Annotated in this window: 7 protein-coding genes and 3 rRNA genes; 2 read left to right on the top strand and 8 right to left on the bottom strand. The window is 62.4% G+C overall.

The genetic code is table 11. The features are described 5' to 3' along the window. Nucleotides 1-115: 115 nt before the first annotated feature. The 4 genes from ACOJVU_RS12510 to ACOJVU_RS12495 all read right to left on the bottom strand — a co-directional run bounded on the left by ACOJVU_RS12510 (nt 116) and on the right by ACOJVU_RS12495 (nt 2,931). The gene (locus ACOJVU_RS12510) at nt 116-700 is read right to left on the bottom strand and encodes a fasciclin domain-containing protein (RefSeq protein ID WP_421530069.1); all 585 of its coding nucleotides are present in this window, start codon (nt 698-700) and stop codon (nt 116-118) included. Between the two features lie 203 nt (nt 701-903). Then, nucleotides 904-1,569 carry a fasciclin domain-containing protein gene (locus tag ACOJVU_RS12505; protein WP_421530068.1) on the bottom strand — a complete coding sequence of 222 codons (666 nt, stop codon included), beginning with the start codon at nt 1,567-1,569 and terminating at the stop codon, nt 904-906. A gap of 106 nt (nt 1,570-1,675) precedes the next feature. Then, entirely contained in the window at nt 1,676-2,374 is a 699-nt protein-coding gene (locus ACOJVU_RS12500) for an anti-sigma factor domain-containing protein (protein WP_421530067.1), read from the bottom strand. Next, on the bottom strand, nt 2,371-2,931 hold the full coding sequence (locus ACOJVU_RS12495; protein ID WP_421530066.1) for a sigma-70 family RNA polymerase sigma factor: 561 nt from the start codon (nt 2,929-2,931) through the stop codon (nt 2,371-2,373). The genes ACOJVU_RS12500 and ACOJVU_RS12495 overlap by 4 nt, the downstream gene beginning before the upstream one ends. A gap of 180 nt (nt 2,932-3,111) precedes the next feature. Here ACOJVU_RS12495 and ACOJVU_RS12490 point away from each other — a divergent pair, with 180 nt between their 5' ends. After that, the gene (locus tag ACOJVU_RS12490) at nt 3,112-4,599 is read left to right on the top strand and encodes an AlkA N-terminal domain-containing protein (protein ID WP_421530065.1); all 1,488 of its coding nucleotides are present in this window, start codon (nt 3,112-3,114) and stop codon (nt 4,597-4,599) included. Nucleotides 4,600-4,678: 79 nt separating this feature from the next. Next, complete coding sequence (locus ACOJVU_RS12485; protein ID WP_421530064.1) at nt 4,679-5,176, top strand: methylated-DNA--[protein]-cysteine S-methyltransferase; 498 nt, start codon at nt 4,679-4,681, stop codon at nt 5,174-5,176. Nucleotides 5,177-5,221: 45 nt separating this feature from the next. Here ACOJVU_RS12485 and rrf read toward each other — a convergent pair. The 4 genes from rrf to murA all read right to left on the bottom strand — a co-directional run bounded on the left by rrf (nt 5,222) and on the right by murA (nt 11,897). Further along, nucleotides 5,222-5,335 (bottom strand): 5S ribosomal RNA (rrf, locus tag ACOJVU_RS12480). 69 nt (nt 5,336-5,404) lie between these two features. Then, nucleotides 5,405-8,491: ribosomal RNA gene (locus tag ACOJVU_RS12475) — 23S ribosomal RNA — on the bottom strand. Nucleotides 8,492-8,764: 273 nt separating this feature from the next. Next, nucleotides 8,765-10,282 (bottom strand): 16S ribosomal RNA (locus tag ACOJVU_RS12470). The 16S, 23S and 5S rRNA genes sit together here, the layout of an rRNA operon. Before the next feature lie 361 nt (nt 10,283-10,643). Further along, nucleotides 10,644-11,897 carry a UDP-N-acetylglucosamine 1-carboxyvinyltransferase gene (gene murA / locus ACOJVU_RS12465; RefSeq protein WP_421530063.1) on the bottom strand — a complete coding sequence of 418 codons (1,254 nt, stop codon included), beginning with the start codon at nt 11,895-11,897 and terminating at the stop codon, nt 10,644-10,646. Nucleotides 11,898-11,985 lie beyond the last annotated feature (88 nt).

Raw genomic sequence — 11,985 nt, 5'->3', positions numbered from 1 at the left:
TGGCAGCGCCGAAACGCGAAAAAAGTAGCGCTGAGCACAGTCTCGACGCCGCCAGCGCAGACTCGGCACCAGCGGCGTCTGGTAACAACCCCCGACGAACTTACGGGCGGGACCACTAAGCCGGCGGCATCAGGACCGTGTCGATCATGTACACCGTCGCGTTCGCCGTCGGCACGCCGCCGCACACCAGACCGGCATCGTTGACCTTGACGGCGTTACCCTGCCCTGTCACAGTCACGGCGCCTCCCTGCAGGGTCTTGTGGGAGCCTGCGACGCGGGTCGGATTCAACTGCCCCTGCACCACGTGGTAGATCAAGATGCTGGTCAGCAGCTTCGAATCCGTCTTCAGCTGGCCGATCGTCGACTCCGGCAGCTTGGCGAACGCGGCATCGGTCGGCGCGAAGACCGTGTACTGGCCGTTGTTCAGCGTGTCGACCAGGTTGACATCCGGATTCAGCTTGCCGGAAAGCGCCGCGGTCAACGTCGTCAACATCGGGTTGTTCGACGCGGCCGTGGCGACCGGGACCTCAGACATACCGTCTACCGATGCGGGGCCGCTGGGATTCGCCGCCGCGTAATCCGCGCATCCCGGACCCACCAGGTCGGCCGCTGCCGCGGTCGGGGCCGTGGTCACGGCAAGACCGATGAAGGTCGCTGCCGCGAAACCCGTCGCCAACTTTGAGGTGTTGCGTGCTTTCATGTGTCTGGCCTCCTACGTGTCGGCGACGGACAACCGCCGCCGGATTGCTACCGACACGAGTAGTTCGGAACCCGAGCCGGTGCGGACTGCCCACCGGAAAATCAATCGTGCCCTGGAGCAGAAGCCGCAGCGGTCACGGATTTTTTTTCCAGCGAGACCAAGCACCGCCCGACCTCGGCCGAGCGGTGCTTGGCGTGCGGGGTTTACTGGCTCGGAGGCATCAGCACCGTGTCGATCATGTACACCATCGCATTGGCGGTGTGAACGCCGCCGCAAACCAGACCGGCGTCGTTGACCTTGAGTGCGCTTCCCTGCCCTGTCACGGTCACGGTAGCGCCTTGCAGGGTCGGGTGGGTGCCGTCGACCATGTCCGGACTCTCCTGACCTTGCACCACATGGTAGGTCAGGATGCTCTTGAGCAAAGGAGCGTCGACCTTGAGTTTGTCGATGGTGGCGGCCGGCAGCTTGTCGAACGCGGCGTTGGTCGGCGCGAAGACTGTGTACTGACCATCGTTCAGCGTGTCGACCAGGTTGACATCGGGATTCAGTTTGCCGGAGAGCGCCGACGTCAGCGTGGTCAGCATCGGGTTGTTCGACGCGGCCGTGGCGACCGGGTCCTGGGCCATCCCGGCGACGGACCCGGGACCGCTGGGGTTTTCCTTGGCGTAGGCGGCGCAGCCGGTGCCGATCAGGCCGGCCGCAGGGTCGGCCATGGCCGATGTCGTTGCGGGCGCCGCCATGCCGGTCGGCGAGTTGTCGGTCGTCGACGACTCAGACGTCGACTTGTTGCTTGAACACGCAGAGAAGCCAACGACCGCAATCGTCGCAAGGCATGCCGCAGCGACTGTTCTGGCCCGAGCGTTCTTCATCGCGTTTGTACTCCTTCATCAGGGGCGGACTCGGGAACCGCCGTTCAACCGGACGCAGGTCATTCGGAGCCGCGGCACCCGTGGACGGGTGATCACAGTGGGCCGCTCAGCGCAGTGGCAACTCGGCCAGTATCGTCCCGGTCGGCTGGGCCGAGCCGGTACCGGGTTCGACGGTGAACGCCAAGGCTGTCGACGTTCCGAGGTTGGTCAGCGTCGCGGTGGTCGAGGGCGCCACCGCCGCTGCGCCCATCGTCCCTGCCGAGGTCGCACCCTTGGCACCCAGCAACCACATCTGATACACGGTGCCCGGGGACGGCGGCGGGACGTTGTTCATCACCAGCACACCCGCGTCGCGATCACGGGAGAACACCACCGTGGCCGTGCCGTCGGCGAGCGGGCGGGACACCGTTCGCACGTCGGGAGCGGCCAAGACTTGGGCGGCCACGGTCACGGGAGGGTGCGGCCGTACCAGCACGCCGGCACCGAAGGCGACCGCACCGACCACGATTGCCGCCGCCGCGGAAGCCAGAGCCGCCGTACGCCAACCTGACCGGCGCTTGCCGCGGGGTTGCGCCGTGGCCAGCGTGACGGCGCGCAGACGGGGCGGCGGCTCGACCGCGGTCGCTGCCGAGGCGATGGCCATCGTCTCGCGGATGGCACGGACTTCCGCGTCGAAGGCAACCGCCCATGGTCGCGGCGCGGCCGCGACACGCCGCTCGATGTCGGCTCGCTCCTGATCCGACACGGCGTCGAGCGCGTAAGACGCGGCCAGTTCGAGCAATTCGAATTCGATCGGTTCGGTCATCGCACGTCCAGACAGTTTCGCAGGCTCCGCAGCGCGTCGCGCATGCGCGACTTGATCGTCGACAGATTCGCGTTCAACCGCTGCGACACTTCCCTGTACGTCAATCCCTCGTAGTAAGCCAACCGGACGCACTGCCGCTGTATGTCGGTCAAAGCGTCCAGGCATGCGACCACGCGGCGATGTTCCTCGCCGGCGATCGCCGATTCGACGACGACATCGCCCGGCGGCTCGGCGCTGGACGCGATGTAGCGAGACTCCCGCCTGGTGAAGGCTTCCTCGGAGCGCACCCTGTCGACGGCGCGCCGGTGCGTCATGGTCAGCAGCCAGGCCAACGCCGAACCTTTGCCCGAGTCGTATTCCCCCGCCGTGCGCCACAGCTCGAAATAGACTTCCTGGGTCGTTTCCTCGCTGTAGCCCGGGTCACGCAGCACCCGCATCACCAGCCCGTACACGCGGCTCGCGGTGAGGTCGTAGACGGCGGCGAATGCGGCGCCGTCGTCGCGCGCGACCTGACGCAACAATGCGTCCAGCTCGTTGCCCGGCCGTGCACCACTCATCGAGGGGTAGCCTATGCGAGCCCTGCGAACGTCCGCCCGCATTCCCGCTCACACGCGCCGGTTTTGCCTCCACGCTGGTGATTCGAAGCTATTGGACAGCCGGACGAGCTATTGCCCGCGCCCTACTGTGATGTCGCGTTCCCGCCAGCGTTGTCGGCGGGGGGGTGTAACTGTGGAAGCGTGCACGAGGACTTCGAACGTTGCTATCGGGCCGTGCAGTCGAAGGACGCCCGGTTCGACGGCTGGTTCGTCACCGCCGTGCTCACGACCCGGATCTACTGCCGGCCCAGTTGCCCGGTGCGACCGCCCTTCGCCCGCAACGTCCGCTTCCTACCGACTTCGGCGGCCGCCCAGCAGGCGGGGTTCCGGGCCTGCAAGCGGTGCCGTCCCGACGCGTCGGCGGGATCCCCGGAATGGAACGTGCGCGGCGATCTGGTCGCCCGCGCCATGCGGCTCATCGCCGACGGCACCGTGGACCGCCACGGCGTCAGCGGCCTGGCGGCGCACCTGGGCTACACCGCCCGGCACGTGGAGCGGGCGTTGCGCGCCGAAGCGGGCGCCGGCCCGCTCGCGCTGGCCCGCGCGCAGCGGGCGCACACCGCGCGGCTGCTGCTCGAGACCACCGACCTGCCCATCGGCGACGTCGCCTTCGGCGCCGGCTTCTCGAGCATCCGTCAGTTCAACGACACCGTGCGCCTGGTCTTCGAAAGCGCGCCGACTGCGCTGCGCAGGAGCGCGGCGGCCCGACCCGAACCCGCGAGATCTGCCACCTCGTCCCCGGTGCCGGTGAACCTGCGGCTCCCGCTACGCACTCCGTTCGCGTATCAGGGCGTCTTCGGCCATCTCGCCGCCACCGCCGTACCGGGGTGCGAAGAGGTCTGCGCCGGCGCGTACCGGCGCAGCCTGCGGCTTCCGGCCGGCAACGCCGTCATCGCTCTCACACCCGCCGCCGACCATGTCCGCTGCCGGTTGGTCCTCGACGACTTCCGCGACCTTGCCACTGCGATCGCGCGCTGCCGGCGCCTGCTGGACCTTGATGCCGATCCCGAGGCGGTGGTCGACGCACTGGCCGACGACCCGACACTCGGCGCCATCGTCGCTCGGGCGCCGGGACAGCGCATTCCTCGCACGGTCGACGAAGCCGAACTGGCCGTGCGCGCGGTGTTGGGCCAACAGGTGTCCACCCAGGCGGCCCGAACCCTCGCCGGCAGGCTCGCTGCGGCCTACGGTCAGCCGGTCGAAGATCCCGAGGGGGCGTTGACCCACACGTTTCCTTCCGTCGAACAACTCGCCGAGATCGATCCAGCCCACCTCGCTGTTCCCGAGGCCCGGCGGCGCGCCCTGCACGCGCTGATCGGCGGCCTCGCCCGGGGCCGCATCGTGCTCGACGCCGGCAGTGACTGGGCTCGCACACGCGAACAGTTGCTGGCGCTGCCGGGAATCGGCCCGTGGACCGCCGAGGTGATCGCCATGCGCGCCCTCGGCGACCCCGACGCCTTTCCCGCCGGCGATCGCGGCCTGAGGCTCGCCGCCCTGCGCCTGGGCTTCGCCGCGGGCCGACGGGCTCTCGTCGAGCACAGCGCTCGTTGGCGTCCCTGGCGCTCGTATGCCACTCAACACCTGTGGACCACACTCCCGCATCCGGTAAACCATTGGGACGTGACATGATTCGCACCCGCGACGATGCACAGCGAAACGGTGAAGTAGCAGCAGTGGCGCCTCCCGCTTGCGGGGGAGAATCATGCATATGACCGAGTACCGCACCATCGACAGCCCGATCGGGCCCCTGACCCTGGCCGGGCACGGGTCGACGCTGACCAATCTGCGGATGGTCGACCAGACCCATGAGCCCAACCGAGCCGGCTGGACGCTCGACCCCGGGGCGTTCCACGACACTGTCGCGCAACTCGAGGCCTACTTCGCCGGGCAACTCGCCGACTTCGAGATCGATCTCGAACTCCAAGGTACCGAATTCCAGCGGCAAGTTTGGAAGGCGCTGTTGACGATTCCGTACGGGCAGACCCGTTCCTACGGACAAATCGCCGAACAGATCGGCACCCCCGGTTCGGCACGCGCAGTGGGGTTGGCCAACGGCCGCAACCCGATCGCGATCGTCGTGCCCTGCCACCGTGTCATCGGCGCCGGCGGCAGCCTCACCGGTTACGGCGGCGGACTGGAACGCAAACGCTTCCTGCTCGAATTGGAGAAACGGCGGACGTGCGCGGACTTGTCATTATTCGACTAGAAAACACAAAAATACCCCCGAATTCACGGGGGTATTTTTGTGTATGTTCGGCGGTGTCCTACTTTTCCACCCGAAAAGGGAAGTATCATCGGCGCTGACAGGCTTAGCTTCCGGGTTCGGAATGGGACCGGGCGTTTCCCTGTCGCTGTGGCCGCCGTAACTCTATTTATTTTGAATCAAGTGTTCTGGTGGGGGGTGCAGCGTTTGAAGATAGTGGTTGCGAGGTGTGTTGGTAAGTTTTCGGCCGGTTAGTGCCAGTTCCCTGCACTCATTGCTGAGCTTCCAGGTCTGACCTATCAAACCCGTGGTCTGCGGGGGGCCTTATCCCTCTAAAAGGGTGAGAAACCTGATCTTGGAGAAGGCTTCCCGCTTAGATGCTTTCAGCGGTTATCCTAGCCGAACGTGGCTATCCAGCCGTGCCCCTGGTGGGACAACTGGTAGACCAGAGGTTCGTCCGTCCCGGTCCTCTCGTACTAGGGACAGCACTCCTCAAGTTTCTGACGCGCGCGGCGGATAGAGACCGAACTGTCTCACGACGTTCTAAACCCAGCTCGCGTGCCGCTTTAATGGGCGAACAGCCCAACCCTTGGGACCTGCTCCAGCCCCAGGATGCGACGAGCCGACATCGAGGTGCCAAACCATCCCGTCGATATGGACTCTTGGGGAAGATCAGCCTGTTATCCCCGGGGTACCTTTTATCCGTTGAGCGACACCCCTTCCACTCGGGGGTGCCGGATCACTAATCCCGACTTTCGTCCCTGCTTGACTTGTAAGTCTCGCAGTCAAGCTCCCTTGTGCATTTACACTCAACACCTGATTGCCGTCCAGGTTGAGGGAACCTTTGGGCGCCTCCGTTACATTTTAGGAGGCAACCGCCCCAGTTAAACTACCCGCCAGGCACTGTCCGTGAACCGGATATACGGTTCGACGTTAGGTGTCCAATACGATCAGAGTGGTATTTCAACAACGACTCCGCCCCAACTGGCGTTGGAGTTTCACAGTCTCCCACCTATCCTACACAAAACGTACCGAACACCAATACCAAGTTGTAGTGAAGGTCCCGGGGTCTTTTCGTCCTGCCGCGCGTAACGAGCATCTTTACTCGTAGTGCAATTTCGCCGAGTCTATGGTTGAGACAGTTGAGAAGTCGTTACGCCATTCGTGCAGGTCGGAACTTACCCGACAAGGAATTTCGCTACCTTAGGATGGTTATAGTTACCACCGCCGTTTACTGGGGCTTAAATTCTCCGCTTCACCTTGCGGTTAACGGGTCCTCTTAACCTTCCAGCACCGGGCAGGCGTCAGTCCGTATACATCGTCTTGCGACTTCGCACGGACCTGTGTTTTTAGTAAACAGTCGCTTCTCACTGGTTTCTGCGACCGGTTTCCGCTCCCACCGCAAGGTGTTCACGGCATGCCGGTCCCCCTTCTCCCGAAGTTACGGGGGCATTTTGCCGAGTTCCTTAACCATAGTTATCTCGTACGCCTTGGTATTCTCTACCTGACCACCTGTGTCGGTTTGGGGTACGGGCCGTGCGTGTGCTCGCTAGAGGCTTTTCTTGGCAGCAGAGGATCACCGAATTCGCCTCAATCGGCTATGCATCACCTCTCAGGATCAATGAGCGACGGATTTGCCTATCACTCTCCCTACAGGTTTACCCCAGTATTACCACTGACTGGTACGGCTACCTTCCTGCGTCACCCCATTGCTTGACTACTACCAGCGAAGTTCCCACGCAGCCCCGCATCGCCACGCCCCCGAAGGGGAATGGTCATTACGGTTTTGGGTGGTTAGTACCGCTGATTCGTCAGGGACGCCCACACACGGGTACGGGAATATCAACCCGTTGTCCATCGACTACGCCTGTCGGCCTCGCCTTAGGTCCCGACTCACCCTGGGCGGACTGGCCTGGCCCAGGAACCCTTGGTCTTTCGGCGGGCAAGGTTCTCACTTGCCTAATCGCTACTCATGCCTGCATTCTCACTCCCCCACCCTCCACCACCGGTTACCCGGGGGCTTCGCTGAATGAGGGACGCTCCCCTACCCAACCTTACGGTTGCCGCGGCTTCGGCGGTGTGCTTGAGCCCCGCTACATTATCGGCGCACAATCACTTGACCAGTGAGCTATTACGCACTCTTTCAAGGGTGGCTGCTTCTAAGCCAACCTCCTGGTTGTCTCTGCGACTGCACATCCTTTTCCACTTAGCACACGCTTAGGGGCCTTAGCCGGCGATCTGGGCTGTTTCCCTCTCGACGTACGGAGCTTATCCCCCGCCGTCTCACTGCCACGCTATACACCACGGCATTCGGAGTTTGGCTGACGTCAGTAACCTTGTAGGGCCCATCGGCCATCCAGTAGCTCTACCTCCGTGGTGAAACACGTGACGCTGCACCTAAATGCATTTCGGGGAGAACCAGCTATCACGGAGTTTGATTGGCCTTTCACCCCTACCCACAACTCATCCCCTCAGTCTTCAACCTAAGTGGGTTCGGGCCTCCACGCGGTCTTACCCGCGCTTCACCCTGGCCATGGGTAGATCACTCCGCTTCGGGTCCAGAACACGCCACTCAATCGCCCTATTCAGACTCGCTTTCGCTGCGGCTACCCCACACGGGTTAACCTTGCGACGTGTCCCTGACTCGCAGGCTCATTCTTCAAAAGGCACGCCATCACCCCACGAGGAGGCTCTGACGGATTGTAGGCACACGGTTTCAGGTACTATTTCACTCCCCTCCCGGGGTACTTTTCACCATTCCCTCACGGTACTAATCCGCTATCGGTCATCGAGAAGTATTTAGGCTTACCGGGTGGTCCCGGCGGATTCACAGCAGATTTCACGGGCCCGCTGCTACTCGGGAGTTGATACTAGGTAGGTGACGGGTTTTCGCGTACCGGGCTCTCACCGTCTACGGCAGACCATCCCAGGCCACTTCCGCTAACCACGCCACTTTCTGACTACCTCTCAGCCAGGTAGAACTGAGACATATCATTCCCACAACCCCGCACACACAACCCCTACCCGGTTACACATGCGTGCGGTTTAGCCTGTTCCGCGTTCGCTCGCCACTACTAGCGGAATCACAATTGTTTTCTTCTCCTACGGGTACTGAGATGTTTCACTTCCCCGCGTTACCTCCCGCACCCTATATATTCAGATGCGGGTAACACGACATCACTCGTGCTGGGTTTCCCCATTCGGAAATCCTCGGATCAATGCTCGGTTGACAGCTCCCCGAGGCATATCGCAGCCTCCCACGTCCTTCATCGGCTCTCGATGCCAAGGCATCCACCATGCGCCCTTAAACACTTACTAACACACAAAAACAAGAAGAAATTACACAAAACGAATACGTCGCCATGAGCAACGCATCCGCTTAGATGCTCGCAACCACTATCCAGTAATCAAACACCACACCCCACCACCAAGATGGGGGGACACCACACGGACTGGCCGAGTGTTGTCTCAGGGCCCAATAGTGTGTCTGGCGATCAGTTGCTGTTGCGCACCCGGCCCCGTCCACTACAGACGAGAACCCCTCACGGCTTGCAACCCACTTGTTGGGCTGCTTTTCGTGGTGCTCCTTAGAAAGGAGGTGATCCAGCCGCACCTTCCGGTACGGCTACCTTGTTACGACTTCGTCCCAATCGCCGATCCCACCTTCGACAGCTCCCTCCCGAGGGTTAGGCCACTGGCTTCGGGTGTTACCGACTTTCATGACGTGACGGGCGGTGTGTACAAGGCCCGGGAACGTATTCACCGCAGCGTTGCTGATCTGCGATTACTAGCGACTCCGACTTCACGGGGTCGAGTTGCAGACCCCGATCCGAACTGAGACCGGCTTTAAAGGATTCGCTCCACCTTGCGGCATCGCAGCCCTTTGTACCGGCCATTGTAGCATGTGTGAAGCCCTGGACATAAGGGGCATGATGACTTGACGTCATCCCCACCTTCCTCCGAGTTGACCCCGGCAGTCTCTCACGAGTCCCCACCATTACGTGCTGGCAACATGAGACAAGGGTTGCGCTCGTTGCGGGACTTAACCCAACATCTCACGACACGAGCTGACGACAGCCATGCACCACCTGCACACAGGCCACAAGGGAACCGACATCTCTGCCGGCGTCCTGTGCATGTCAAACCCAGGTAAGGTTCTTCGCGTTGCATCGAATTAATCCACATGCTCCGCCGCTTGTGCGGGCCCCCGTCAATTCCTTTGAGTTTTAGCCTTGCGGCCGTACTCCCCAGGCGGGGTACTTAATGCGTTAGCTACGGCACGGATCCCAAGGAAGGAAACCCACACCTAGTACCCACCGTTTACGGCGTGGACTACCAGGGTATCTAATCCTGTTCGCTCCCCACGCTTTCGCTCCTCAGCGTCAGTTACTGCCCAGAGACCCGCCTTCGCCACCGGTGTTCCTCCTGATATCTGCGCATTCCACCGCTACACCAGGAATTCCAGTCTCCCCTGCAGTACTCTAGTCTGCCCGTATCGCCCGCACGCCGAGGGTTAAGCCCCCGGTTTTCACGAACAACGCGACAAACCACCTACGAGCTCTTTACGCCCAGTAATTCCGGACAACGCTCGCACCCTACGTATTACCGCGGCTGCTGGCACGTAGTTGGCCGGTGCTTCTTCTGCAGGTACCGTCACTTGCGCTTCGTCCCTGCTGAAAGAGGTTTACAACCCGAAGGCCGTCATCCCCCACGCGGCGTCGCTGCATCAGGCTTGCGCCCATTGTGCAATATTCCCCACTGCTGCCTCCCGTAGGAGTCTGGGCCGTATCTCAGTCCCAGTGTGGCCGGACACCCTCTCAGGCCGGCTACCCGTCGTCGCCTTGGTAGGCCATCACCCCACCAACAAGCTGATAGGCCGCGGGCCCATCCCACACCGCAAAAGCTTTCCACCTCGGGACATGCGTCCCGAGGTCATATCCGGTATTAGACCCGGTTTCCCAGGCTTATCCCGAAGTGCAGGGCAGATTACCCACGTGTTACTCACCCGTTCGCCACTCGAGTACCTCCGAAGAGGCCTTTCCGTTCGACTTGCATGTGTTAAGCACGCCGCCAGCGTTCGTCCTGAGCCAGGATCAAACTCTCCAAACAAAAACTCCTCGCGAACGAGGTGAATTCAAATCAGAGATACCTGACAAGACACCAAAATCTGGCGTCAAAAAACGACCATACCCACACACGGGGCGTGTAAGTATGGTCAAAAAAACAACAACAAACAAAAACACCAAACACACTATTGAGTTCTCAAACAACACTCTTGCTTGTCGCACCCGATCCGGGGCAACCCTGCCAGCTTAATACTAACTTGGCTCGAGAGTCAAGCCCCAGTTTCGGCCTTTTCAGTGGTCCCTTTCGGGGCGGCCGTGCCAGGTTAGTACAGATCAAGCAGGAGGGTCAAGCCCGGTTGTGGCCAACTTCGTTCTCTGGCCGCACCTTTGGGCGCTGACTCCGACTACTGTACCCGCTCGATCTCCGCTCCCAAAATCTGCAGGTTTTCCACGAACAACGGGTAGCCGCGGTCGATGTGGAAGACGTCGTGCACCTCGGTGTCGCCGTCGGCCACCAGCCCCGCCAGTACCAGGCCGGCGCCGGCGCGAATGTCCGAACACCACACCGGCGCGCTGGAAAGCTGCGGGAGACCCCGCACCACCGCGTGATGGCCGTCGGTGCGGGCATCGGCGCCGAGCCGGATCATCTCCTCGACGAAGCGGAAGCGTGCTTCGAAGACGTTTTCGGTGATCATTGAAGTACCGTCCGCGATCGACGCCAGGGCGATGGCCATCGGTTGCAGATCGGTCGGAAATCCCGGAAACGGCAATGTCGCGACGTTGATCGCCTTGGGACGTTCGTACTGGGCCACCCGGAAGCTGTCCTCGGTCTGGGTGACAGTGGCACCGGCGTCGTGCAACTTGTGCAGCACCAGTTGCAGGTGGGCGGGGTCGACGCCCGTTACCGAGATGTCTCCGCGGGTCATCGCCGCAGCGATACCCCAGGTCGCGGCCACGATGCGGTCGCCGATCACGCGGTGTTCGGTCGGGTACAGTCGCGGGACGCCCGTGATGGTCATCGTCGGTAAACCCGCACCCTCGACCTGCGCTCCCATCTGGTTCAGCATCATGCACAGATCGACCACGTCGGGTTCGCGCGCGGCGTTGTGAATCGTCGTCACACCATCGGCCATGACCGCGGCCATCAAGATGTTCTCAGTCGCTCCCACCGACGGGAATTCCAGCTGAATCTCCGCCCCGCGCAACGTCTCCGCCTGCGCGACCACGCACCCGTGCTCGATGTTGCACTGCGCGCCCAGCTGGCGTAGGCCCGCCTGGTGCATGTCCAGCGGACGCGATCCGATCGCGTCGCCGCCCGGAAGAGCGACCTTGGCGCGCTTGCAGCGTCCCACCAGCGGCCCCAACACGCAGACCGATGCCCGGAACTGCCGCACTGCGGCGAAGTCGGCGTCGTACTTCGGCTCGTCGGGCGAAGTGATGCGGGCGACGCCGCCGTCGAGCTCGACGGCGGCGCCCAGCCCACGCAGGACTTCCGCCATCAACGGCACGTCGAGGATGTCGGGGCAGTTGGTGATCGTGCTCGTGCCTTCGGCCAGCAGCGTAGCGGCCATGAGCTTGAGCACACTGTTCTTGGCCCCGCCCACGGCGACCTCGCCGGACAACCGGTTGCCACCGGTCACCACGAATCGCTCGGCCACCTGCAGTAGTCTAATGACGCCCTACGGGCTTGTCAGTCAGCCCGCTTGACGACGATCCGCTCCGCGGAGCGAAATGAGGTGGGCGCAC

Source organism: Mycobacterium sp. THU-M104, assembly GCF_049197365.1.
Lineage (GTDB): Bacteria > Actinomycetota > Actinomycetes > Mycobacteriales > Mycobacteriaceae > Mycobacterium.
Note: the sequence above shows the minus strand (reverse complement) of the source record. Positions and strands in the feature narration are given on the sequence as shown.